Genomic DNA, 23,416 nt, shown 5'->3' with positions numbered 1-23,416 from the left:
CCGTTGCACCGCCCTCTAGCTGAACCAACCCGAGGTTCTTCAAGGTGACCGCACAACACGTTCCGCATCTCTTAAGTACTGGAAGGGAGCAGGCGCGGGCGCTTCGCCGCTTTAATCAAACGAAGCGTATTGCTGACCTGATCCTGCTCACGCTGATTTCCCCACTAGCAGGCGCGGCCGCTCTGATAGTTGCTGCAGCGGTCCGCCTAAGCATGGGTGCCCCAGTAATTTTTAGGCAGGAGCGCATCGGACTGGGTGGACGCAAGTTCCATGTACTCAAATTTCGGACCATGACTGTGTCGGCTGATCCTCGTGACGAGATGCGCTCCCAAGCTGAGAGGGTCACGCCCGTCGGGCGCATACTGCGAGCAACGAGCTTGGACGAATTGCCTCAACTTCTGAACATAGCGTTCGGGCATATGTCCTTCGTGGGACCCCGCCCCCTATTTGTTCGTTATATTGAGTTCTACACGCCTCGTGAAGCGTCGAGGCACTGGGTGCGCCCCGGCCTCACCGGCTCGGCTCAGGTGAGGGGGCGAAACCGCTTGCAGTGGGAGGAGCGACTTGCGCACGACGTAGAATACGTCCTCAACCATAGTGTCCGAGCGGACGCTGGCATTCTTCGCCGTACGGCTCAAAAGGTGCTGACGAGCGCTGACCTCCAAGTGGTGCCCACGGGTACGCCGCTGGATGTCGCTAGATCAGAGACTCCGCGCCTTAGGCCGCTCCTAAAAGCGGATCTAGCGACACGAGTTGCTTGGATGACAAACCCCAGCGTGGCCCGTCACATGCAAATACTGGGGCAGATAACAAAAGAGAGTACAGAGGCTTGGTTCGAGTCGATTTCCCGGAACCCTGCCCGACACGACCTCGTGTACGCCCCCCCTCAGGGTCAGGCGCTTGCGATGGTCGGCTTGACGCACATCTCGGACCCAGAGTGGGACGCGACATTCTACTTGTTCGTCGACCCCGACAAGCAGGGGAGCGGGCACGGCAAAACTGCGACCAGGCTTGCCTGCGAGTATGCATTTTATCAGCTGGGTCTTCGGTCTATAACTCTGAGCGTCGCCGTTGCAAACCGCCCCGCTATGAAGATCTACGAATCCCTCGGTTTCCGGTTGATCGAGAATGAGTCGACACCCGAGAGGTTACTACTCAGGCTTACCCGCGACACCTTTGCAGGGACAGTCTCATTGCCTGCGACGGGCCGAGCCCGCGGAAGCCGCGCGCCACATGCGCCGAAGCGCACGGACGATGCGAGAGAAAGGCTGCGATAGCGTTGAACATCGTCATCTCGTCTGCCGGCCGCCGGCTGTACCTTGTTGAATGGTTCAGGTCCGCGATGGACCAGCTCGGAGTAGCAGGCGATGTCATCGTCGCCGACCAAGACCCGCTTGCGGCTGCCCTGGCAGCCGGGGACGCCGCGGTGAGGTTGCCCGTCTACTCTGATCCGGCCTACGCGCAGAGCTTGCTTGACCTGTGTCAGGACAGGAATGTAGGCCTCCTCATCTCGCTCAATGATTACGAAGCCTTACTAATCGCGCAAACAGTAATGTCGACGCTTCTGGCTCGAGGCACTCAGGTTCCCATACTCGACGCGGAGACGGCTCGGCTGGCTGCGGACAAGTGGGCTGCGGTCGGCGCGTTCGCGGCAAGTGACATTGCCGTGCCCCGAAGTGCACTGGGGACGAGCGCCCTGACCCCTTCCGGCGCTGATCTCATCCGTTGCCGCGAGATTGTGGTGAAGCATCGCTTCGGCAGCTCATCCTCTGGTTTGCTGTTTGGCGACGCAGCAGACCTTCGCGAGTTGGTTCTGGCGTCCGCTAAGACGGCGCCTAACGAGTTCGGCGAGGTGTTGACTGCAACTCCCCGTCCGGAGCTTGTCATAGTTCAAGAACGGCTGAGCGGAGCGGAGTTCGGCATCGACATCCTGTCTGACCTAACCGGACAGTTCAAGACTTGCTTCGCGCGTCGGAAGCTCCGCATGCGAGCGGGAGAGACCGACCAGGCGGTCACAGTCGACAATAGCCCCTTTTTGCCGTTGGCTGTCGCCGTGCACAGCGTCGTTCGCGCGAGGGGCTTGATGGACATGGATGTAATCCTCGATGAGAGTGGCGTGCCGCGTCCTATTGATCTCAACCCGCGATTTGGAGGAGGCTATCCCTTCTCTCATCTGGCCGGAGCGGACGCTCCAGCGTGCTTGGTTGCGTGGGCGGCTGGCCTACCGATTTCGGAGGAATGGCTCCGACCTGCTCCCGGCGTCTATGGCGCGAAGCATCCGAGCATCGTATGCCTTGGTTCAGGGTCGAGTGGGGAGTCTTCGTGACCCCTCTGCTGCATCAACCGCGCGGCGCGACGGTAGGTATCGTGACGAGCGTGGGGCGCACCCTGGACGCGTTCTTTCCTCCGATAATCGAGTCCCTTTCTAGCATCGGGTTTTCGGTGGCGACGGCAAGCGGCGAATGGTCCCGAGGTGACAACTGGACGCATCTGCCGAGTTTCAGCCAACGGCCACAGGTCGCAACTCCGCTGGCGGTGCGGGAGGTTCGTCGGTGGGCGTCGCGCACAAACCTCGATATCGTCATGACCAGCACGGCCACCGCATCGGCGATCGTCCGACTTGCTGGCCTTGGCAAGCCGATCGTGTACTTCTGTCATGGACTGCACTGGCGTGAGGCCGCGGGTAGGGATGCCGCGGTCTGGCGCTTGCTGGAGGGGCGGTTGCTGCGTCGTACGATCAGCGTCGTATGCCTCAATCATGCGGATGAACAATGGTTTCGAGCGCACACGGACGTTCCGGTGACGCGGCTGCCCTACGGTGTCGGGCTTCCCCTGACGGACTATCCGCCCTCGCCCGTCCCGGTTGAACCCTTGAACCTGCTTTGGGTAGGAGAGTTTTCTCCGCGGAAACGTCCAGACCTTGCACTCGACGTTGTCGCAGAGGTCCGTGACCTGATCAAGAGGCCCGTCAACCTGCAGATGCTGGGCGACGGAGGGCTGCGCGCTTCCATCCAGGACCGTATCCAGACACTGAAGCCGCTCGGAACCACTTCCGCGGACGGACGGGGGCCAATGTACCCGGCGATATCAAAAGCAACCGCGCTACTGCATACGGCGGCCTGGGAGGGGCTGCCGCGTGTCGCTTTGGAAGCGGCCGCAGTTGGGCGTTGGACTTACGGGTTCGACGTCAAGGGGGTCAGGGACGCTCCGCTTGTCCGCACTGCAAGAGATCCTGATGTCCGTGCACTGGCTCGACTGATCGCGGGAGATTACGCCGTTGGACAGATTCGCGAAGTTCCCGACGTGCGCCGTGAACTGAGCGCTCAGCTCGCGGGCGATCTAGTCGCCGGCGCGGTCGCCAAGGCCCTGGTGTCGCAGTGAAGTCGCTTGTCCAGGATGCAACACTGGGCGCCGCTGTATGAGGGTGCTTGATCACCGGCTGAGTTCCCTGAGGGCAAGTTTCGGTGATTTGATTGTCGCTCAAGCTGCGCCGCGCGGTGCAACCTTCGTGCTCTCACTTGCTACGGCCGCTGTCTTGGCCCCCGAAGGGCGTGGCGCGTTAACTTTGATGACGACTGGGGCGCTCCTGCTAGGGGCCGTCGCCTTTGGCAGCCTGCATGTCCCGGTCGTGAACGGGCTTGCTGCGGGTGACGGAAGTGCACTCCGCCACGGGGGTGCGACGGCTTCGGCGCTTGGTGGGATCCTGCTCGCCTGCGGCATCGGGATCCTCATCGCGCGCGCGGGCGCCAACTCCGTGGCCGCAGGGTCAAGCGTCGGGCAAGCTGGTTGGGCATGTATCGGCGGCGGGCTATTGGTGATGCAGCTATTTGTCGTTCGCGTGCTACAGGGTCTCAACGACGATCAGGGCTATCGTCGGACGCTCGTCTTGCAAGTCTCGGTTTACGCCTGCGCCGTTGCCGGCCTTCTGCTAGTTGCGCGGCATCCTGTGGCCTACTTCGCGGCTTGGCTAGCCTCCATTGCCTCGAGTCTCGTAATCGCCTTAGTCTTGATGCGACGTCGAGTGAAGCAGTTTGCGCCGCACAGGCGCTCGTCTAAGCCTCTGGCCTTCTATAAGGCAGCTTTGGCGAATCATGCTGGCAGTGTCGGGCAAATGCTGATGTTGCGGGCGGATGTCTTGATCGTTGGAATCATGTTGGGAGCGGGAACCGCTGGCGTCTACGGCATTGCGCTCACGCTCGTGGAAACCATGCTGGTAATTCCCGAGATCCTAGCGCTTTCGGTGTTCGCACGGCGTAACGCGAGCCTCGAGTGGTCTTGGTGGGCAGACTTGATCAAGACGCTTCGCATCAACGCGCTGATTGGCCTTGCCGTGGCAGCTCTCATCCTCCTTTCGAGCCTGCTGCTCGAGCGGTCTATCTTAGCGGCGTATGGCGACCTGACCTTCCTCGTTTGCGTCCTGCTTCCAGGGGGGCTCGGAGCCGGATACGCTCGAGTGGCCGTCGCAGCCCTGCAATCCCGCAACGAAAATAGACGCGTGTATCGATACGGCATGCTAGCTGCCGCCCTATCTCTCGGGTACTTTGCCGCTGGCGCCGCTGGTGGGGCCGTAGGGATCGCCTGCATGTCCACATTTGCATGCCTGCTTACGGGCGCCTACCTGTCGCGACAGATCGGACAACTCAAGTGACGCATGTGGCGGAAAAGACTTCGGTAGTCATCGTCGCGTACAGAAGCGCTGGGTCTTTGTCCGCTGCTCTAGAGCCCCTGCTGCACGACAATGCGGTGGGCGAGATAATTGTCGTAGACAATTCTGCCGAACGAGAGGCGGAGCGGATAGTGCACGGGACTGCAGGACGGGTCGCTTACGTTGCGCCCCCGCGAAACCTGGGATTTGCAGGGGCGTGCGAGTTCGGTCTCCAGTCCACGTCGGATCCCGTGGTGACCTTCTTGAACGCTGACGTGGTGCTAACTCGGGGCATTGCGCCACTCGTTGCGCTCTGCGCCAACGGCGGCGTGGTTGCCAGTGGAGGACTCCGCCGATCGCCAGACGCGTCGCACCTATCGAATGCGCGCCACCGGGTCACGCTGTGGCTGGAGACAAAACGTGCAACATTGGGCTCAAGCGTCTCCTTGAACCGTCTAGCAGTTGCCGATTCGATTGATGAGGTAGCCCAGGTGGACGGGGCGTTCCTCATGGTCGCGCGCAATCACTATCAGCGTTTGGGCGGTTTCGATCAGCGATTTGAGCTGTATTTCGAGGATGTGGATTTTTGTGAGCGTGCTCGAGCCTCGGGGCGGGTGCTGCTAGATCGGCGCGCGTACGGCGTCCACGAGGGAGGTGGGAGCTCGAGTCAAGTATCAGAGGTCGCGTACTGTGTGTTTCGCGTCTCACGCCTACGATACGCGCGCAAGCGATTCGGCTTGACGGGAGCGCTTATCGTTTGCATGATCACCATCATCGAGAGTGTCGTGAGAGGGGTCACGCGGCAAGGCGAGGGCGGTAAGACTCGCCGAACGGCGTTCCGGCTAGTGGTACGAGAGCTGAATATTCCCCAGTCGGTCACGGTGCTGCGGTGAGCGGTTCGGGATCCGGTGGGGGCCCAACGTCGCCGAGTCGGCTGTCTTTCGTGTCACCATACGGCCGGGGTGGTGCAAGCTTTGACGTGCGGGTGATGGGTTGGGTTCGGCACCTGCGACTGAGTCCGATCGTAGTGGACTATGCGGGCGCCCGTGATAATCGGCCAGCGACTTTGCTTAGGCATCCGCTCGGGGTGCTCTCGGCTGAAGTGGCGCTTCGACAACTGGACCTCAGTGCGGGACCGCTAGTACTTCACCGTGAGGCCTCCCCGTTCAGTCGTGGCGGCCTGGAGCAGCGATTGATGCGCCGCGCGCCTTTTGCGGCGTACGACTTCGACGATGCGCTGCAGTGGGATACCTCCGGGGGAGTTCTTAGGAGTCGACTGTTCAGCAAGGCGCGGACATGCAGGATGGCTGTCGGTGCGGCTGATGTGGTGATGGCCGGCAGCGATGTGCTCGGCAACTGGGCGGCCGAGCATTCGCGCAATGTAGTGGTTATTCCCAGTTGCGTGGAGCCCCTTGACTACAAACAGAAGTCCACGTACGAGGTGTCTGAATCGCCGAGAATCCTTTGGGTCGGTTCACCGAGTACTGAGCGCCAGCTTCGCAGCATCAGCAGGCCCTTGCTCGAGACCTGTGAGGCGTTCGGAGCCCGGGTTCGGGTTGTGAGCTCAGGGTTTGGCGACCTTGGTGAATTGTCCACCGTCGTCGACCGCGTGGATTGGTCGCCTGCAGTCACGAAGATTGAACTAGCGAACGCTGACGTGGGGGTGGCGCCTTTGATCAATAATCCGTTCGAGCGAGGAAAATGCGCCTACAAGCTGTTGCAGTACGGCGCCGCTGGTCTTCCGATTGTCGGGAGCCCCGTTGGTGCAAATCAGATGGCGTTAGAGCGTTTGCAAGGGTATGCTGCTGAGACGGAAGCGGAGTGGGTCGCTGCACTCGCGAGCTCTCTCGAGGCTTCCGTGAGAGAGCGGGAACGCATTGGTCGGGAGGCTATTGCGGGAGTGCAGCGCTATTACTCGTATACTTCTTGGGCGGACGCGTGGAAGCTCGCAGTCGGCGTGACGCCGTGAGTCGGATAGCGAGCGATGTGGGCGATACTGCGCCTGACCGCAAATCGGGGGGGATTCCGAGGTGGCTGTAGCGGCATTGGTAGTCGGCTGTGCGCTGCTAGGTCTCGTTTGCTGGGTGCGTGCCGGTAGGCATCACCCCGTGACCTTGACCGTACTCCTATGGCTGGCGCTCTCCATCTTGGTTAGCGTGCGACCCCTGAACCTGCTCGATCCCACTGGAACGGCCGTGACGGCGGTACTGCTCGGTCTCTGCGCTCTGGCTGCGGTGCCGGTAGCGACGGGCCGGCAGTCTGTTCGGGTTCGTGCTCGCGGGGAGCCTGAAGAAGAGGGGCAGGCTGAGTATGCAGTTCATGTACCCGCATCGATAGCCGTTGCTGTCGTGTTTCTGGGCGTTGTCGCCTGGGGGGTAGTTGGCTTCAGAGGGGCCGTGGCATCCGCGGCTGGCGCGTCGTTCGACAGTTTGACCGCGCAGCAGGTGAGGTGGGCGCAATTGTATGGCGGCGTCGATCTTGGGGGCGCCGTGGGGTTAGCTATGGCAATGTCCCCTATTCTCGGGGCGGTGGCTGTCTTGGGCGCGGTCTTTCACCGGAGGGTCTGGCTGCTATTGCTCGTACCAACTCTCATGTTGGTGACGCAGTCACCCTCAAGAACCGCAACTCTCAGTTTGCTCGTATCGACCGTCACCTTCGGCGTGCTAGTGCATCTAATCAGAGGTTCGGTCATCAAGGTTGGGCGTTTGGGGGCTGTTGCGGCGACTTGTCTTGTAGTCGGCGCTACTTACTTCTCATACATTGGCAGCCAGTTGGATAAGTCGGACCTGCCATCCGGGCTCGCGATGAGCGGGTGGGTGCCGCCCGGCATGGGTCCTCCGCTGCTCTACGAGCTGGGGGGCCTGAGTGCCTTCTCAGTGCTGGCCGACGCGCCCGTCGCTGGCAATCCTTATGGTTCGCCGGGTCGGTCCGTCTATGTTGTTATGCGGGTGTTGTCTCTCTTCGGCGTCAAGGCGGACGCGCCGGCGCCGTTCGCAAGCTATGTCAGCATCCCGACGCCGTTCAATGTATATTCGGCTTTTGGAGATGCCTACTTCGATGCGGGCCTACCCGGCGTAGTGGTCATCTTCTTCGTTGTAGGTGCGGTGATCGCATACGCTTGGCGGCGGGCGATGCGTGGCAGCCTTCCCGCTGCCTGGGTTGTATCTGTCCTTGCATCTGTCCTTCTTGCCACGCCGCTAAGCCTGCGGTTCGCAAACGTTGATGTGTGGATCCAGGCGCTGTTCGGTGCGCTTGTCGTCTATGTTCTCACTCAAGTTGAGACGCGAAATGGTCCCGTCCAGCTCCGCCAGGGTGACGAGATTGCTGCAGGCCGCGGCGATGGGCTTGGTCGTCCCCGCGTTGGGCCGTGGCTAGGCTTGCCGTAGTGTTCGTCGCCGTTGCCTACAGCGCGAAGGCTGCCCGAGAGAATGCAGGCATTCGCGCCGTCATGAGCCACGGTATGCCCGCACGCGGACACTCCGGGCGCCCTCAGGGCTATGGGGCGGCAGCACGTGACTTCCATACCCCGCAGCCCACATCTGATCTCCTCGCCAACGCTGACCTCGTGCTGACCATGACGTGGGTCCGCCGCAGTGACGTATTGGCCTCAGCGCCCCGAGGACTTGCTTGAATCTCCACCCTGCGCGAAAGGGCTAGACAAGCTCACTGATGGGCGGATTGGCTTCAGCAAGGATGCTGGGCAGGGCGGGAAGCAGCCTCGTCGCGGCGACGGCGATGCTCGGTCCAGTCGGCCGATGACTCGCGAGGATGCGGTGCTCGATCCCATTAATCAGTCCGGTGGAGACCATCCGGCGGCTGTAACCGCAGCTCGACTGCTCGGGTACCGCTGAGGAAGCGGCCGAGCGGGCCGACGCCGTGCTGGGGCTCTCTAAGAAGACGTTGCATTAGTTGGTTGGTAGCCGGCGGGCGCAGATCAGCGTGACGGCCAGGCGGGCCAGCGCGGTGATGGTGGTGGCGGTGCGGTCGTAGCGCAGGCCCAGGCGTTTGTAGGCCAGCAGCCAGCCGAGGGTGCGTTCGACGACCCAGCGGTGCCGGCCGAGTCGGGTGCTGGGGTCCCGGCCGATGCGGGCGATGCGGGCGGTGATCCCGCGGCGGCGTAGGTAGCGGCGCACGCGCGGGTTGTCGTAGCCCTTGTCGCCGTGCAGCTTGACCGGCCGCCGGCGCGGGTGGCCGCGGCCGCCGCGCTTGATCGCCGGCATCGAGTCGAGGATCGGTTCGACGAAGAGGCTGTCGTGCCGGTTCGCGGCCGAGACCAGCACGTTCAGCGGCAGCCCGGCGGCGTCGACGAGCAGGTGGTACTTGCTGCCGGCCTTACCCCGGTCGGTGGGGTTCGGGCCGGTCAGCGCACCCCCGTTTTCGCGCGGACGCTGACCGAGTCCAGGCTGGCCCGCGACCAGTCCAGCCGGCCGTGCTGGCCGAGTCGGTCGAGCACCGCCTGGTGCAGCCGGTCGAAGACACTGGCGTCGGCCCATTCGTGCATCCGGCGACAGCAGGTCCAGCCCGAGCCGTAGCCGAGCTCGGCCGGGAGCTTGGCCCAGCCGATGCCGGTGGACAGCACGAAGGCGATGCCCTCGAGAACGTCCCGATCCGAGGTGCGGGGCCATCCGGTGCGGCCGTGCACCGCCGGCTTCTGCGGTGGGATCAGCGGCTCGGCCAGCGCCCACAGCTCGTCACCGATCAGCCGCGGCGGCGGGGACGATGCCGGTGACGACATGCGCCGCAGCCTGGGCCGGTCCATCAGGACCCGACAGAGCCCGACGACCTACTTTCGCAACGTCTTCTAAGTGGAAGTAGTGCTAGGACGTGGACCCGGTCTCGTTTCGGGAAGGTGTCGCGCAGCAGCGGGTGCTCGACGGTCGCGACGCCCTCGACCGCGAGGCCTGGACCGCCGCCGGCTGGACCTACCGCGCCCTCGGCCGCCGCGCCGGCTGAGCAGGGGATTCGCCTCTGTGGCGGGTGAGGCTGCGGCCGAGGGTGTCGGTCAGGAGATCCCGTTGCTTCTCACTGCGAGGTCTACCGTCCGTAACGTCCGAAGTCGCTGAGTGGGGGGCGCTTGAGTAGGCACGAAGTCGGGCGGGACGTCGAGCGTCAAGACGATGCTGACGACGTCCTGAGCGACACCCCAGATGGTGACGTGCGCGGTTGGCCACGGAGGAGGCGGTTGCGCCTGGCGCTTCTCGCCCTGGGCGTCGCGCTGGTCGTCGTCCTGCTGGCGGTGGCCGGTGGGGCCTGGTACCTGACGAACCGCTACGCGGGGAACCTCGACCGGGTCGACGCGTTCCAGGGGCTCGACGAGTCCCAGCGGCCGGCGCCGGCCACCAGCGCCGCCGGGGGTGCGCCGCTCACGTTCCTCGTCGTCGGGTCCGACACCCGTGCCGACGTCCCCGAGGGCGAGGACCCCGACGGCCGGTCCGACGTGATGATGCTCGTCCGGGTCGCCGCCGACCGGCAGCGCGCGCAGGTGGTCTCCCTGCCGCGGGACACGTGGGTCGACATCCCCGGTCACGGGCCGGCCAAGCTCAACGCCGCCTACGCCTACGGGGGACCCAGCCTCCTGGTGCAGACGGTCGAGCAGCTCACGGGCGTGCGCATCGACCACTACTCGGCCATCGACTTCCAGGGCTTCGTGCAGATGACCGACGCGCTCGGCGGCGTCGACGTCCAGGTCGCCGAGGCCGTGACCAACGGTCCCTACACCTACGCGGCCGGCACCAACCACCTCGACGGCGAGGCGGCGCTCGCCTACGTCCGCCAGCGCTACGGCCTCCCCGGCGGCGACTTCGACCGGGTCAAGCGCCAGCAGCAGTACCTGCGGTCGGTCTTCGCCCAGCTCTCCGAGCAGGACGTGCTCGCCGACGCCGGCGCCCTCGACGAGTTCCTGGTGGCGCTCACCGGCGCCATGACCGTGGACGACGGGCTGTCGAACACCGGGCTGCTGGGCATGGCGTACGACCTGCGGTCGCTGCGCCCCGACGGGCTCACCTTCCTGACCGCCCCGGTGGCCGGGACCGGCCGCGAGGGCAGCCAGAGCGTCGTCTACCTCGACCGGAACCGCGCCGACCGGCTGTGGGAGTACCTGCGCATCGACTCCCTCGGCGCGCACGTCGACGAGTTCGGCCTCGACACCCTGCCGGCCGCGCCGAACTAGGCGGGCGCGGGCACGGGCGGCAGCCGGTGGATGCGCACCGTGTCGTAGGCCGTGGCCCGGCTCTCCAGGAGCCGGAGCAGGGGCGCCAGCGCCTCGGCGAGGTCGTCGACCGCCACGGCGTGCGCACGGGCCGGCCCGTCGATCGGGTCGGCGACGTCGGCGTCCCGGCCGGCCGACCGGTGGACCGCCCGCGCCTCGGCGAGCGCGTCGGCCAGGCGGGCGAGCCGGTCGGCCGGCGGTGCGGCGTCGAGGACGCCGGGCGGCAACGACGCGGCCAGCCGCGACGCCTCGCGGAGCGTGAAGGTGCGCCGCAGCGCCCCCGGGCGGACGGCGAGCAGCTCGTCGCGGTGGTGCGCCGCCATCGACAGCACGAGGTCGGCGCCGTCGACGTCGTCCCCGGCCAGCCGGGACGACGAGAAGCCGGCGGTCGGCACGCCCCGCCGCTCGAGCGCGGCCGCCGTCCACGGGTGCACCGGCCGGCCGGCGACCGCGCGGGTGCCGGCGCTGCGGACCCGCAGCGGGGCGCCGCGGGAACCGGCCGCCCAGGACGAGACCAGCAGCTCGGCAGCCGCCGACCGGCAGATGTTGCCCGTGCACACCAGCAGCAGCCCCATGGCTGCCTGATCGGCGGACCGCCGCCCCGGCTTGAGCCGGGCGGCCCCGGACGTGCGTCCGGGCCCGCCCGCGCAGACTGGGGGACGTGCCCGCGTCCCTGAGCCCGCCGTTCACCGTGCTCGTGGTCTGCACGGGCAACATCTGCCGCTCGGCCCTCGCGGAGCGCCTGGCGCGGGCCTACCTCGACGAGGTGGTGGGGACGGACGCGCCCGCGATCCGCGTGGCCAGCGCGGGCACACGCGCGGTCGTGGGATCGGCGATGCACCCCGACAGCGCGCTGGTCCTCCGCGGCCTGGGCGGGGACCCGGACGGCTTCCGGGCGCGGCAGCTGCGGCCTGACCTGGTCCAGCAGGCAGACCTCGTGCTCGCCATGACCGCGCGCCACCGCGAGGCGGTCCTGGCGCAGGCACCGGCGGCCCTGCGCCGCACGTTCCTGCTCCGCGAGGCCGGAGACCTCGTGACCACCCTCCCCGCGGACGTCCCCGGCAACGAGCGCGACCCGGCCGCGAGGGCCCGCCGGCTCGTCGGCGCCATGGCCGGTGCCCGGGGGCGGCGGCCCGCCGACCCGGGCGACGACGTGCCGGACCCCATCGGCCGGCCGCTCGAGGTGCACGACCGGGTGGGCGCGCTCGTCGCCGAGGCGCTGCTGCCGCTGCTCGACCGGCTGGTCGTGCCCGACCCGTCAGCAGTCCCCTCGGCGCGGTCCTGACGCGGCGGAGCGGTCCCGGCAGGACGGGCCTCAGCGAGGCACGTCGGGGAGGGCCTGGCCGCCGAACTCGTCGGCGTTCTGCGACAGCGAGTCGTTGCGCAGGTAGGACCACATCCGCTCGCCGGTGACCTCGTCGAGGTAGACGACGCTCGCCGAGCCCTCGGTGCCGGTGCCCAGCACCGGCGCGGTGAAGGAGTCGACGTCCTCCGGCCGCAGGTCGCGCAGGGAGTACGCCAGGCCCAGCAGGTCGGCGTTGCCGAGGGTGTCGTCGACGGCGACGGCGCGGGTGACCGCGAGCAGCGCGGCGTCGAGCCGGCCGGGGTCGCTGAGCGCGCCGGAGGCGGACAGCTGGCCGAAGACCGCCTCGAGGTACTGCTGCTGGCGGCGGACGCGGTCGAAGTCGCCGCCCTGCAGGCCGTAGCGCTGCCCCAGGTACCAGCGCGCCTGGTCGCCGTCGAGGTGGTTGACGCCGGCCTCGAAGGTGTACGGACCCCTCGTGGTGGTCTCGGCGACGACGACGTCGACCCCGCCGAGGGCGTCGGTGACCTCGACGACGCCCTCGAAGTCGATGGCGACGTAGTGGTCGATGCGGACCCCGGTCACCTGCTCGACGGTCGCGATCAGCAGCGACGGGCCGCCGTAGGCGTAGGCGGCGTTGATCTTGTCCATGCCGTGGCCGGGGATCTCGACCCACGAGTCGCGCGGGATGGACACCAGCTGCGCGTGCCGCCGGTCGCCGGAGAACCGCGCGAGCATGATCGCGTCCGACCGGCCGCCCTGGGCGATGCCCTCGTCCGCGGAACCGCGGCTGTCGGTGCCCACGAGCAGGAAGGTGACCGGTGCCGCGCCGGCGGCCTGCGCGGGCGTGGCCGGAGCGGGCCGGGCCTCCTCGTCGAGGTCGGCGAACACGTCGGTGACGCGGTCGATGTTCCCGGCGTAGCGGTCGGTGAGGTACCACAGGCCCCCGCCGACCACCGCCACCCCGACGGCGAGCAGCACGGCCAGCGCGGTGAGGAACCGGCGCAGGCCGCGACGCCGGCCCGCGCGAGGGTGGTCCCGGCCGGCCGGTGGACCCGGCGCGGCGTCCGCGTCGGCCGGCGGGCCCTCGAGCCCGACGTCGTGCCTGGTCATGGCGCCCCCGTCCACCCGCCTCGTCGTCCCAGGGTGTCCGGGCGGGGCGCCCGGCCGCCACCGGCCTCATCCCTGGGGGTGAGCGGCACACCGGGATCGATCGGGGGTTCTGGCACCCTGGCGTCCGTGAGCGAGAGCCGTCGTCTGCTGGTGACCGGTGGGGCCGGCTTCATCGGTGCCAACTTCGTCCACCAGACCGTCGAGCGCTTCCCGCAGTACGAGGTGACCGTCCTCGACGCGCTCACCTACGCGGGCAACGAGGCCTCGCTGGCCGGCGTCCGGGAGGCGATCACCTTCGTCCACGGCTCGGTCACCGACGCCGCGCTCGTCGACGACCTGGTCCGCGGCAGCGACGCCGTCGTCCACTTCGCCGCCGAGAGCCACAACGACAACTCCCTCGCCGACCCCGCGCCGTTCCTGCAGACCAACGTCGTCGGCACCTACACGCTGCTGGAGGCGGTGCGCCGGCACGACGTCCGCTACCACCACGTCTCCACCGACGAGGTCTACGGCGACCTCGAGCTCGACGACCCGCACCGGTTCACCCCCGAGACGCCGTACAACCCCTCGAGCCCCTACTCCTCGACCAAGGCCGCCTCGGACCTGCTGGTGCGCGCGTGGGTGCGGTCCTACGGCGTGCGGGCCACCATCTCCAACTGCTCGAACAACTACGGGCCCTACCAGCACGTGGAGAAGTTCATCCCGCGGCAGGTCACCAACGTGCTCGACGGCCGGCGGCCCCGGCTCTACGGCGCCGGTCACAACGTGCGCGACTGGATCCACGTCGACGACCACAACACCGCGGTGCACGACGTCCTCGCCCGCGGCCGCACCGGGCACACGTACCTCATCGGTGCCGACGGCGAGGTGGACAACCGCACGGTGCTCGCCACGATCCTCGAGCTCATGGGGCAAGCGGCCGACGCCTTCGACTCCGTCACCGACCGCGCCGGGCACGACCTGCGCTACGCCATCGACGCGACCAAGCTGCGTGAGGAGCTGGGCTGGCGGCCCCGCTACACCGACTTCCGCGAGGGGCTGGCCGCCACCATCGCCTGGTACCGCGACAACGAGGACTGGTGGCGGCCGCTGAAGGACCGGGTCGAGGCGGCCTACGCCGCGCGCGGCCAGTGACGGCCGTCGTCGTCGGTGCCCGGGGGCAGGTCGGCCGGGCGCTGGCGCGCCGCTTCCCCGACGCGCGCGCCCTCGACCGGACGGCGCTGGACCTCAGCGACCCGGCCGCGGTCGCCGGCCACGACTGGACCGGGGTCGACCTGCTGCTCAACGCCGCGGCGTACACGCAGGTCGACGCCGCGGAGGACCCCGCCAACCGGCACCTGGTGCAGGCGGTGAACGTCGACGCCGTGGGCGCGCTCGCCGGCGTCGCCCGCGACCGCGGGGCCACGCTCGTGCACTTCTCCAGCGAGTACGTCTTCGACGGGAGCGCCGGCGGCCCGATCCCCGAGGACGCCCCGGTCCGCCCGCTGAGCGTCTACGGGCAGAGCAAGGCCGACGGCGACCGGTTCGTCACCGCGCTCGACCGGCACCTGCTGCTGCGCACCACGTGGGTCGTGGGGGAGGGGCGCAACTTCGTGCGCACGATGGCCGACCTCGCCGACCGCGGCGTCAGCCCGGCCGTCGTCGACGACCAGGTCGGCCGGCTCACCTTCGCCGAGGACCTCGCCGCCACCGTCGGGCACCTCCTGGAGCGCGGGGAGACGGGCACCTACAACTGCACCTGCGGCGGGGAGCCGGCGTCCTGGGCCGACGTCGCCGAGGTGGTCTTCGCGGCCCGCGGGCGCGACCCCCGCGACATCCGCCGGGTCAGCACCGCCGAGTACACCGCCGGCAAGGCCGGCCTCGCGCCGCGGCCCCGCAACAGCGTCCTCGACCTCGCCCGGCTCGAGGCCACCGGCTTCCGGCCCCGCGACTGGCGGACCGCCCTCGACGCACACCTGTCCTCGCTGCCCCGCTGAGAGGCGTTCCGCCCGGCCCTCCGGTCGGGCACCATGCACCGCGTGTCCCTGGTCCCGCCGGCCGAGCCCCCGGGCCCGGGCGCGCGGCGGCGCTCGCACCGGCACCGGTTCCGCTGGGTCGGGGAGGACGCCTTCAGCGGCGCCAGCCTCTACGCCTGCCGGTGCGGTGTGGTGCGGCCCGCGCCCTGACCGCGGTCACCTGACCAGGAGCTCGGCGCGCGCGGAGCACGCCGGGGTGGTGCACTTCGGTGTCGAAGTGTCCGACGGGGAGGAGCGGGGATGCGCATCTCGGTCATCGGCTGCGGCTACCTGGGCGCGGTCCATGCGGCGTCCATGGTCGAGCTCGGGCACGAGGTGGTCGGCGTCGACGTCGACGCGCGCAGGATCGCCGCGCTGTGCGACGCGCGGGCCCCGTTCTACGAGCCGGGCTTCGAGGAGCTGCTGGCGCGGACGCTGGGCACCGGACGGCTCCGGTTCTCGACCGACGTCGCCGACGCGGCGGGGTCGCAGGTGCACTTCGTGTGCGTCGGGACCCCGCAGAAGCACGGCGAGTACGCCGCCGACATGCGCTACGTCGAGGCCGCCGTCGAGTCGCTGCTCGGGATCGTGGAGCCCGGGGAGCTGGTGGTCGGGAAGTCCACGGTGCCGGTCGGGACCGCGACGCGGCTGGCCGAGGTGGTCGGCGGCAAGGTCCCCGGCGCGCTGGTGGCCTGGAACCCGGAGTTCCTCCGGGAGGGGTTCGCCGTCCGCGACACGCTGCACCCCGACCGGCTGGTCTACGGCCTGCCCGCCGACCCCGCCGACGCGGCCACCGCCGAGGCCCTCCTCGACGAGGTCTACGCGCCGATCGTGGCCCGCGGGACGCCGAAGGTGACCACCGACCACGCCACCGCCGAGATGGTGAAGACCGCCGCCAACTCCTTCCTGGCCACCAAGATCTCCTTCATCAACGCGATGGCGGAGCTGTGCGAGGCCACCGGCGCCGACGTCAAGCAGCTGGCCGACGCGATCGGCTACGACGAGCGGATCGGGCGGCGGTTCCTCAACGCCGGGCTGGGCTTCGGCGGCGGGTGCCTGCCCAAGGACATCCGCGCGTTCATGGCCCGCGCCGGCGAGCTGGGCGCCGACCAGGCGCTGACGTTCCTGCGCGAGGTCGACAACATCAACATGCGCCGCCGCATCCGCATGGTCGAGCTGGCCCGCGAGGTGCTCGACGGCTCGCTGCTGGGCAAGCGGGTGGCCGTGCTGGGGGCGGCGTTCAAGCCCGACTCCGACGACATCCGCGACTCCCCGGCGCTCAACGTCGCCGCCCAGCTGCAGCTGCAGGGCGCGGTGGTGTGCGTGACCGACCCCGCGGCGATCGACAACAGCCGCCGGGAGTGGCCGCACCTGGACTTCGCCGCGACGCCGGAGGAGGCCGCCGAGCGGGCCGACGCCGTGCTGGTGCTCACCGAGTGGCGGGCCTACCGCGAGCTCGACCCCGTCGCCTTCGGCGCGGTGGTGCGCCAGAAGCGGGTGCTCGACGGCCGCAACGCCCTGGACCGGGAGGCCTGGACCGCCGCCGGCTGGACCTACCGCGCCCTGGGCCGCCGCGCGAGCTGAGGGCCGCCGGGCCGCCGCAGCGTGGTGGAGCCGCGGCCCGAGGGGCTCCCGGGACGGTCGTGGTCGTCTCACTCGCCCCGTTCGACCCGACGTCTCCGCGCGCCCCAGGCACACCCGTGCTGTGACGGTCTGGTCCCGTTCGTGCGGTGGACTACCGGTGTGGATGCGTTGCTGTGGATCGTCGCCGGGCTCCTGACCTGGGTGGTCGTCGCCGTCGCCTTCGGCGTGCTGCTCGGCAGGAGCATCCGTGTCGCGGACCGGGTCGGGACCGAGCGTCCGTACGACGAGCTCACACCGACCACGCCGGACGTGACGAGGGTCGCGGTGGTCCCCGCGTAGTGCCGGTGCGCGCCCCCGGCCCGACGGTGACGGCGGGCACCTCACCAACCCACCGCGGCCGGCGTGTGACGGGATCGACCCCGGACGCGGGCGTCACGGCACCTAGGCTCGGTCGGTGACCTGGCTCGTGACCGGCGGTGCCGGCTACATCGGTTCCCACGTCGTCGCGGCCATGCGGACGGCGGGGGAGTCCGTCGTCGTCCTCGACGACCTCTCCACCGGCGACGCCGCCCGTGTGCCCGGCACCCCGCTCGTCGTCGGCAGCGTGCTCGACGGCGACCTGGTGGCGCGGACCCTGCGCGAGCACGGCGTCACCGGGGTGGTGCACGTCGCGGCCAAGAAGCAGGTCGAGGAGTCGGTACGCCTGCCGCTGCTGTACTACCGGGAGAACGTCGAGGGCCTGCGTGTGCTCCTCGAGCAGGCCGTGGCGGCCGGCGTGGCCGACCTCGTGTTCTCCTCGAGCGCGGCGGTCTACGGGATGCCCGACGCGGACCTGCTCGGCGAGGACACCGAGTGCCGGCCGCTGAACCCCTACGGCACCACCAAGCTCGTCGGCGAGCGGATGATCGCCGAGGTCGCCGCGGCCACCGGTCTGCGCTACGCCAACCTGCGCTACTTCAACGTCGCCGGCACCGCCGACCCCGCGCTCACCGACCGCGGCGTGTCCAACCTGGTGCCGATGGTCTTCCAGCGGCTGGCCGGCCGGCAGGCCCCGCTCGTGTTCGGCGACTCCTACCCGACGCCGGACGGCACCTGCATCCGCGACTTCGTGCACGTCGCCGACATCGCCACCGCGCACGTCGCCGCCGCCCGGGCGCTCGCCGGGGGGAGTGTGCGCGCGCTGACGGCGAACATCGGCCGCGGGGAGGGCGTCTCGGTGCGGCAGGTGGTCGACACCGTCCGCGCGGTCACCGGGACGGCGGAGGAGGCGTGGGCCGAGCCCGTCGTCGTCCCGCCGCGCGCCGGCGACCCGGCGCGGGTGGTCGCCTCGGCCGACACCATCCGCGACGTCCTCGGGTGGGAGGCCCGCCACGACCTGCACGACATGGTCGCCTCGGCGTGGGCCGGCTGGACGTCGACCCGCGCCGCGGCGGTCTGAGCCGCGCTCAGCGCCGGTAGACCACGCCCTCGTGCGGCTGCAGGGTCACCTTCGCCGGCGCGGGCTCCCCGTCGGCGCCCCGCAGCCCCGGCGGCACGGACAGGGTGACCTTGCGCCGCTTGCTCTCGTTGAGGTTCACACCGGCCCAGCCGTCGGTGAACTCCCGTGACCAGGCGTTGCCCTTCTGCTGCGGGCCCTCGACGGGGGTGCCGAGGTCCCACTCCAGCTCCGGGCGGAACGGCGTCCCGCTGTACCCGTCGTGGTCGGTGGCCGAGAAGCAGACCTGCTCGCCGGCGCCGAAGACGACCACCGCGGCCAGCCCGTAGAGGAAGTTCGGGTGGTCGTCGCGGCCGTCGGTCGCCGTCCGCACGATGCTGATCCCCGGGCCGCTGAGCTCCTCCATCTGGGCCAGCGCGCTGGCGGGGTCGAGGTACCGGTCGGGTCCCCAGGCGAGGAAGACCTCCTCGAAGCCGCCGCCGTAGGCCGCGTGCCGGGCCCAGCGGCCCGGGTCGCGCCGTGACTCGGCGATGTTGGGCACCAGGACCTTGCCCATCCCGTTGAGGCGCTTGCCCGCCTCGGGCACGAACTGATCCATCGTGCGGCGCAGGTCGGCCATCGTCCGGCCGCCCTCCAGCGGCGGCCGCAGCCCGTAGTAGTCGTCGAAGACGTCGTTGTCGGCCATGACGCCGTCCCACGGGGTGTCCTCGAGGAAGTCGGCGACGTTGTCGCACCACCGCTCGCGGTAGTCCGGCTCCCACACCGCCATCTGCCAGTGCCCCGGGTAGGTGGCCCACTGGATGCGGCTGCCGTCCTCGCGGTGGGCGAACCACTCCTCGCCGGCCTCCTCGGCCTCCTCGAGGCTGACCCCGGAGGTGAAGACCGGTCCCTGCTCGAAGTCGCGGACCGAGGACAGGCACTTGTAGGCCAGCACCGTCATGTCCGGTCGCTGCTCCTTGAGCCGGCCGGCGGCCTCGGCCTCCCAGGGCTGCAGAATCGCGGCCTGGTAGTGCGCGACGGCGAAGTCGAGCTGCTCGTCCGACAGGGGGTCCTGGTAGCGGATCCAGGCGCCACGGCGGGTGACCATGGCCCCCAGCCTGTCACGGGCCCGCGACGCCCCGGCCGGGGTCAGCCGACGGTGACGGTGTGCCGCAGGTCGTTGCGGCCGGTGGCCGGGTCCCACAGCCCCTGGTTGGCCAGCCGGACGGCGTAGGCCGGGTCCCCGGCCAGCGACGGCGCGTCGTCGGGCAGGACCAGCGCGAGCGGCCAGGCGCCCGCCGCGGCGGGCACGGGCACGTCGACGCGGAAGGTCCGCGTCGTCCCCGGCGCCAACGACCGGACGTCTACGGCGAGGGGGACGCCCACCGCCGCCGGGCCCGTGCCGAACACCAGGCGCACCGGCCGGCCGGACAGCGGGGCGGCGTAGCCGTCGTTGGTGAGCGTGAGCTCGACCCGCACCGTCTGGCCCGGGCGCGCCGTGGCGGGGAAGGCGCCCGACACCAGCCGCAGCCGGTAACCCAGCGACCGCGCGGCCGTGTCCAGTCCGGCCTGGCCCCACGAGTCGAGGACGGCGCGGTGGAAGTCGGCGTTGAGGAAGCTCCAGTGGTAGCGGGCCAGCTCGGCCGCGGCGGTGCTCCACTGCGACCGGGTCCCGTTGGTGCCGCAGGTCTCGCCGCCCACGGGGACCGTGGCCGACGCGGCGGCCAGCCAGGTGCGCTCCTCCGCCGTGGCGAAGGTGCCCATGTCGGTGTCGCTGGCGAGGAAGCAGTCGTTGTGGACGCCCACCCGGCGGGCGTCGGCGCCGTCCACCAGCCGCGCGACGATCGAGGGGTAGCGCACCTGCACCCAGATGTCGGGCGACGTGGCGTCGAGGAGCGCGTCGAGGACCTGCCCGCGGCGGGCCCAGTCGGCGTCGGTGAGCGCCCACGGCCGGGCGGGGTCGGAGGCGTAGGAGTCGGAGTAGTACCACTCGCCCCAGCGGCCCACGAAGCCGGCCTGCAGCACCAGGACGACGTCGGAGGCGGCGTTGAGCACCGGCGCCAGCTGGCGGACGTGGCCCACCGCCCGGGCCGGCGGGGCGTCGCGGCCGTCGTCGGGGGAGTAGGCGAACCGGACGACGAGCTTGACGCCGGCCGCGCGGGCGGTGGCGAGGTCGGCGGCGACCTGGTCGAGGAACCGTTGGTCGATCGCGTCCCGGTCGACCAGCCCGCCCAGGTAGTAGACGCGGTAGACGACGGTGACGGCCTCGGCGGTCCGCCACGTCCGCAGCGTGGTGACGTCCAGCGGGGTGTGCGCGCCGCCGTCGGGGGACCAGCGGGACTCGGTGTAGTGGGTGAAGCCGCGCTCGGGGTTGGCGACGATCTCGTCGCTGGCCGCGTACGAGACGGCGGTCAGCGGGACCGACGGGGTCGCGGTCGCGGTGCCGGTCGTCGTGCCTCCGGCGGTCGTGCTGCTCGTCGTGGACGGTGCCGGTGCCGTCGTCGGCGTGCTGCTCACCGGCGCGGTGGTCCTCGGCAGGCTGGTGGTCGGTGCGGTGCTGGTCGGTGCGGTGCTGGTGGGGGCGGCGGGGCGGACGCGCCCGGCGGTGAGGACGACGCCGGCGGTGCGGGCCGCGGTGCGGGCGCAGCTCGACCAGTCGGTGCAGCGGGCGGCGGCCGCGCGGGCGGCCGCCGGTGTCGTCGCGCCGTCGGCCGGGGTGCCGGAGGGAACCACGGTCACCAGCCCGGCCAGGAGGAGGGCGCCGAGGACCAGCGCGGGCCAGCGGAGGTGCCGGCCGCGCTCCCGCGGGGGCCGCGCGGTGCGGGTCGGTGCCGAGGAGTCCGGGGACGTGTGCCTGCCCACGCTGGGCCTCTCCCGCCGCGGGGACCGCGGCTCACCAGGGGACGACCGGCCACCCTCCCTGGGGAGCGGAACGGGTCCGGGCACGTCCGTGTGCGAGGAGTAGTCAAGCAACCACGAAGCGCTGCGTCCATCGATCGGGCGCAGCTGTCACACCCGTCACACGGGGACGGGGACCGCGGCGTGGTCCTCAGACCTCGAGCGGGGCGGCGGCCCGGTGCGGCACCGGTCGCGGGGCGCGGGAGGGCAGCGCCGAGGCCTCGCGCCACCAGTCGTCGGGGTCGGTCCACGGCCGCTCCGGCTGCCGGGGGGCGGGCGGCGTCCAGGCCGGCACCCGGCTCGAGGGCGGCGCGGCGGGGCGGCGGCGGGCAGTCAGCAGCCAGGGGAGGACCAGCAGGGCGGCGAGCAGGGACAGGGAGGCCACGGCGACTCCATCGGCACGTCCTGCGCGGTCCTTGACCACGCACCCGTCGGCGCTGACGGGTGCGCGGATCCTAGGTCGCCGGGCGCAGCCGGGGGAACCCGGTGCGCGGCCGGCGGGCGCGCGGGACGACGTCGGCGTGCACCGGCGCCTCGGCCACGGCGGGCTCGAGGACCGCCTCGAGGACCGGCGCGACGCCGGCACCGGGACCGCGGACCGCGGCGTCCTCGCGCGCGGGGAGGCCGCCGAGCTCGCGGTAGAGGTCGTTGTAGGCCCGCATCGCGTCGCTCAGCTGGAAGAAGTCCTCGACCCGGCCCCGGGCGTTGCGGGCGTACTCCGCGTACAGGGCGGGGTCCCGCATGACCCGGGTGAGGCCCTCGGCCAGCTGCTCGGCCATGTTGGGCGACTTGTGCAGCGGGTCGACGAGGATGCCGGCCGGCCCCCAGGTGTGCCCGGCCTCCGTGGTGAGCGGGTCGTCGATGAGCTGGGCCATGCCACCGACCTCGGTGCCGACGGTCGGGATGCCGGCGGTCATCGCCTCGAGCACCACGATCGGCTGGCCCTCGTTGTAACTGGGCAGGACGAGCAGGTCGTAGCTGCCGATCTCCTCGCGCACGTTCACCACGCCTCGGAAGGTCACGTGCTCCGACAGGCCCAGCCGCTCCACCTTCTCCAGGCACTGGGCGTAGTACTCCGGGAAGTGGTCGGTGGGCCCGAGGGCGTCGAGGTGGAAGTCCGTGATCCCGCGCTGCAGCAGCATGTGCACGGTGTCGAGCAGGTCGAGCATGCCCTTGATGGGGACCAGGCGGGCGATGTAGGCCAGCCGCCAGGTGCGCTCGGCCGGGCCGGTGACGATCTCCTCGAGCGCCCGCAGCCGCTGCTGGTAGGCCGGCTCGACCGCCGCCGGCACCATCCCGTTGGGGATGACCACGCTCTTCTCCACCGGCGCGCCGAGGTCGGCGGCCTCGGTGATCGCCTTGGGGTAGAGGTAGGTGATGACCTCCGCGCTGGGGTAGCAGAACCGCCCCATCTCGATCCACCACGTCATCCACGCCCGCTCCCGGGCCGGGACGTCGAAGGTGCGCCAGTCGGTGGCGGTGACCGGCAGCGCCATGTCCCGGTCGAGCATCAGGTTGACCGTGTCGCGGACGTAGAGGTTGTGCTCGGTCAGCAGGAAGCGGCCGCCGTTCTGCCGGGCCGCCGCCGCGCCCATGAGCGAGGCGTACCCGGTGGTGTGGGCGTGGTAGACCCGGGCGCGCGGCAGGTCGTTGCCGAGCACGGCGCAGGCGAGGGAGAAGAACTCCCGCAGGAGCCAGAAGGTGTCCACCAGTGACAGCCCCAGGCCGGTGCAGCGCTGCTGGAGCACCTGCATGAACTCCTGGGTGCCGAGCAGGGCCCAGAGCGGGTACCGCCGCGTGCGGGGGTTCATCCCCTCGTCGTAGAGCGACCACACCGGCTCGGTCTCACCGGCGACGATGCCCTCCAGCGCGTCGAACACCCGGTGGGCGAGCGCGGTCCTGGCCCGGCTGCGCATCCGCAGGTCGCCCGGCTTGAGGTCGCGGAAGTCCTCCTTGTGCTCGTCCATGCTCAGGTGGAGCGGGTGCACCCAGCGCACGTTGGACGGGACGCCGTAGAGGTCCTCGGTGGGGCTGCTGGAGTCCCAGGTGATGTGGATGATCCCGAAGGTCAGGTCCGGGTTCTCCACCACGATGTCGTGCACGACCGCGGAGACCCCGCCCTTGAGGTACGGGTAGGTCGACTCCATGACGATCGCGACGTCGACGTCTTCGTGGGCCTGCTGGGTGTCCATCCGGACGGGTCTCCTCGTGCTCGGGCTCGGTGCGCGGAGGGGCGGGGGGAGGGAGCGGGCGCGCG

The 23,416-nt window shown here is 69.9% G+C and carries 23 protein-coding genes; 16 read left to right on the top strand and 7 right to left on the bottom strand.

Features of this window, described 5'->3' with window-relative positions; genetic code table 11:
* The first annotated feature begins 44 nt into the window (after positions 1-44).
* The 7 genes from ACI8AD_RS03220 to ACI8AD_RS03190 all read left to right on the top strand — a co-directional run bounded on the left by ACI8AD_RS03220 (position 45) and on the right by ACI8AD_RS03190 (position 8,031).
* A complete protein-coding gene (locus ACI8AD_RS03220) occupies positions 45-1,277 on the top strand; it encodes a GNAT family N-acetyltransferase (protein ID WP_456869109.1) in 1,233 nt (410 codons plus the stop codon).
* A 2-nt stretch (positions 1,278-1,279) separates the two neighbouring features.
* Complete coding sequence (locus ACI8AD_RS03215) at positions 1,280-2,326, top strand: ATP-grasp domain-containing protein (RefSeq protein WP_456869108.1); 1,047 nt, start codon at positions 1,280-1,282, stop codon at positions 2,324-2,326.
* Positions 2,323-3,381 carry a glycosyltransferase gene (locus ACI8AD_RS03210; RefSeq protein WP_456869107.1) on the top strand — a complete coding sequence of 353 codons (1,059 nt, stop codon included), beginning with the start codon at positions 2,323-2,325 and terminating at the stop codon, positions 3,379-3,381. The genes ACI8AD_RS03215 and ACI8AD_RS03210 overlap by 4 nt, the downstream gene beginning before the upstream one ends.
* A 43-nt stretch (positions 3,382-3,424) precedes the next feature.
* On the top strand, positions 3,425-4,648 hold the full coding sequence (locus ACI8AD_RS03205; protein ID WP_456869106.1) for a lipopolysaccharide biosynthesis protein: 1,224 nt from the start codon (positions 3,425-3,427) through the stop codon (positions 4,646-4,648).
* Positions 4,597-5,538 carry a glycosyltransferase family 2 protein gene (locus ACI8AD_RS03200; RefSeq protein ID WP_456869105.1) on the top strand — a complete coding sequence of 314 codons (942 nt, stop codon included), beginning with the start codon at positions 4,597-4,599 and terminating at the stop codon, positions 5,536-5,538. The genes ACI8AD_RS03205 and ACI8AD_RS03200 overlap by 52 nt, the downstream gene beginning before the upstream one ends.
* Before the next feature lie 302 nt (positions 5,539-5,840).
* Positions 5,841-6,614, top strand: coding sequence for a glycosyltransferase (locus tag ACI8AD_RS03195; RefSeq protein WP_456869104.1), 774 nt, complete (start codon positions 5,841-5,843; stop codon positions 6,612-6,614).
* 559 nt (positions 6,615-7,173) lie between these two features.
* A complete protein-coding gene (locus ACI8AD_RS03190; RefSeq protein ID WP_456869103.1) occupies positions 7,174-8,031 on the top strand; it encodes a hypothetical protein in 858 nt (285 codons plus the stop codon).
* Between the two features lie 519 nt (positions 8,032-8,550).
* On the opposite strand, the gene ACI8AD_RS03185 is transcribed toward ACI8AD_RS03190, so the two are convergent.
* Positions 8,551-9,380 (bottom strand): IS5 family transposase gene (locus ACI8AD_RS03185; protein WP_456869102.1). Its coding sequence is split into 2 segments (ribosomal slippage): positions 8,551-9,018 and positions 9,021-9,380, totalling 828 coding nucleotides; the frame shifts between segments, so codons are not numbered across the junction.
* Between the two features lie 89 nt (positions 9,381-9,469).
* On the opposite strand from ACI8AD_RS03185, the gene ACI8AD_RS03180 reads away from it, so the two are divergent.
* Both ACI8AD_RS03180 and ACI8AD_RS03175 read left to right on the top strand, forming a co-directional pair.
* Positions 9,470-9,598 carry a hypothetical protein gene (locus ACI8AD_RS03180; RefSeq protein ID WP_456869101.1) on the top strand — a complete coding sequence of 43 codons (129 nt, stop codon included), beginning with the start codon at positions 9,470-9,472 and terminating at the stop codon, positions 9,596-9,598.
* A gap of 229 nt (positions 9,599-9,827) precedes the next feature.
* Positions 9,828-10,814, top strand: coding sequence for an LCP family protein (locus ACI8AD_RS03175; protein WP_456869100.1), 987 nt, complete (start codon positions 9,828-9,830; stop codon positions 10,812-10,814).
* Here ACI8AD_RS03175 and ACI8AD_RS03170 read toward each other — a convergent pair.
* Positions 10,811-11,428 (bottom strand): arsenate reductase/protein-tyrosine-phosphatase family protein, encoded by a 618-nt coding sequence (locus tag ACI8AD_RS03170; protein ID WP_456869099.1) that lies wholly within the window; start codon positions 11,426-11,428, stop codon positions 10,811-10,813. The two genes, ACI8AD_RS03175 and ACI8AD_RS03170, sit on opposite strands and share 4 nt — an antisense overlap.
* An 86-nt stretch (positions 11,429-11,514) precedes the next feature.
* Between ACI8AD_RS03170 and ACI8AD_RS03165 the strand changes: the two genes are divergently transcribed.
* Positions 11,515-12,138, top strand: a complete 624-nt coding sequence (locus ACI8AD_RS03165) for an arsenate reductase/protein-tyrosine-phosphatase family protein (RefSeq protein WP_456869098.1) — start codon at positions 11,515-11,517, stop codon at positions 12,136-12,138.
* 30 nt (positions 12,139-12,168) lie between these two features.
* Here the strand turns inward: ACI8AD_RS03165 and ACI8AD_RS03160 are convergent, their stop codons facing one another.
* Entirely contained in the window at positions 12,169-13,269 is a 1,101-nt protein-coding gene (locus tag ACI8AD_RS03160; protein ID WP_456869097.1) for an LCP family protein, read from the bottom strand.
* A 126-nt stretch (positions 13,270-13,395) separates the two neighbouring features.
* Between ACI8AD_RS03160 and rfbB the strand changes: the two genes are divergently transcribed.
* The 6 genes from rfbB to galE all read left to right on the top strand — a co-directional run bounded on the left by rfbB (position 13,396) and on the right by galE (position 18,285).
* Complete coding sequence (gene rfbB / locus ACI8AD_RS03155; protein ID WP_456869096.1) at positions 13,396-14,403, top strand: dTDP-glucose 4,6-dehydratase; 1,008 nt, start codon at positions 13,396-13,398, stop codon at positions 14,401-14,403.
* Positions 14,400-15,245, top strand: coding sequence for an SDR family oxidoreductase (locus tag ACI8AD_RS03150; protein WP_456869095.1), 846 nt, complete (start codon positions 14,400-14,402; stop codon positions 15,243-15,245). The genes rfbB and ACI8AD_RS03150 overlap by 4 nt, the downstream gene beginning before the upstream one ends.
* Before the next feature lie 42 nt (positions 15,246-15,287).
* The gene (locus tag ACI8AD_RS03145; protein ID WP_456869094.1) at positions 15,288-15,434 is read left to right on the top strand and encodes a hypothetical protein; all 147 of its coding nucleotides are present in this window, start codon (positions 15,288-15,290) and stop codon (positions 15,432-15,434) included.
* Between the two features lie 90 nt (positions 15,435-15,524).
* On the top strand, positions 15,525-16,847 hold the full coding sequence (locus ACI8AD_RS03140; RefSeq protein WP_456869093.1) for a UDP-glucose dehydrogenase family protein: 1,323 nt from the start codon (positions 15,525-15,527) through the stop codon (positions 16,845-16,847).
* Between the two features lie 159 nt (positions 16,848-17,006).
* Positions 17,007-17,186 (top strand): hypothetical protein, encoded by a 180-nt coding sequence (locus ACI8AD_RS03135; RefSeq protein ID WP_456869092.1) that lies wholly within the window; start codon positions 17,007-17,009, stop codon positions 17,184-17,186.
* A gap of 115 nt (positions 17,187-17,301) precedes the next feature.
* Entirely contained in the window at positions 17,302-18,285 is a 984-nt protein-coding gene (gene galE, locus ACI8AD_RS03130) for a UDP-glucose 4-epimerase GalE (protein ID WP_456869091.1), read from the top strand.
* Between the two features lie 7 nt (positions 18,286-18,292).
* On the opposite strand, the gene ACI8AD_RS03125 is transcribed toward galE, so the two are convergent.
* The 4 genes from ACI8AD_RS03125 to pelF form a co-directional block, all read right to left on the bottom strand.
* Positions 18,293-19,369 carry a putative glycoside hydrolase gene (locus ACI8AD_RS03125; protein WP_456869090.1) on the bottom strand — a complete coding sequence of 359 codons (1,077 nt, stop codon included), beginning with the start codon at positions 19,367-19,369 and terminating at the stop codon, positions 18,293-18,295.
* 41 nt (positions 19,370-19,410) lie between these two features.
* A complete protein-coding gene (locus ACI8AD_RS03120; RefSeq protein WP_456869089.1) occupies positions 19,411-21,123 on the bottom strand; it encodes a DUF4832 domain-containing protein in 1,713 nt (570 codons plus the stop codon).
* A gap of 187 nt (positions 21,124-21,310) precedes the next feature.
* Entirely contained in the window at positions 21,311-21,544 is a 234-nt protein-coding gene (locus tag ACI8AD_RS03115) for a hypothetical protein (RefSeq protein WP_456869088.1), read from the bottom strand.
* A gap of 70 nt (positions 21,545-21,614) precedes the next feature.
* Positions 21,615-23,351: a GT4 family glycosyltransferase PelF gene (gene pelF, locus ACI8AD_RS03110; RefSeq protein WP_456869087.1), complete on the bottom strand. Its 1,737-nt coding sequence runs from the start codon at positions 23,349-23,351 to the stop codon at positions 21,615-21,617.
* Positions 23,352-23,416: the final 65 nt, after the last annotated feature.

The organism is Geodermatophilus sp. SYSU D00766, assembly GCF_054049915.1.
The sequence above is the reverse complement of the archived record's forward strand: the minus strand, read 5'-3'. Positions and strand labels throughout refer to the sequence as shown.

Excerpts from the sequence above, each read along its gene's own strand:
- ACI8AD_RS03200 (WP_456869105.1), top strand. The coding sequence starts at position 4,597 with ATGCCTGCTTACGGGCGCCTACCTGTCGCGACAGATCGGACAACTCAA.
- ACI8AD_RS03195 (WP_456869104.1), top strand. The coding sequence starts at position 5,841 with ATGCGCCGCGCGCCTTTTGCGGCGTACGACTTCGACGATGCGCTGCAG.
- ACI8AD_RS03170 (WP_456869099.1), bottom strand. The coding sequence starts at position 11,428 with ATGGGGCTGCTGCTGGTGTGCACGGGCAACATCTGCCGGTCGGCGGCT.
- ACI8AD_RS03160 (WP_456869097.1), bottom strand. The coding sequence starts at position 13,269 with ATGACCAGGCACGACGTCGGGCTCGAGGGCCCGCCGGCCGACGCGGAC.
- ACI8AD_RS03140 (WP_456869093.1), top strand. The coding sequence starts at position 15,525 with ATGCGCATCTCGGTCATCGGCTGCGGCTACCTGGGCGCGGTCCATGCG.
- ACI8AD_RS03125 (WP_456869090.1), bottom strand. The coding sequence starts at position 19,369 with ATGGTCACCCGCCGTGGCGCCTGGATCCGCTACCAGGACCCCCTGTCG.
- pelF (WP_456869087.1), bottom strand. The coding sequence starts at position 23,351 with ATGGACACCCAGCAGGCCCACGAAGACGTCGACGTCGCGATCGTCATG.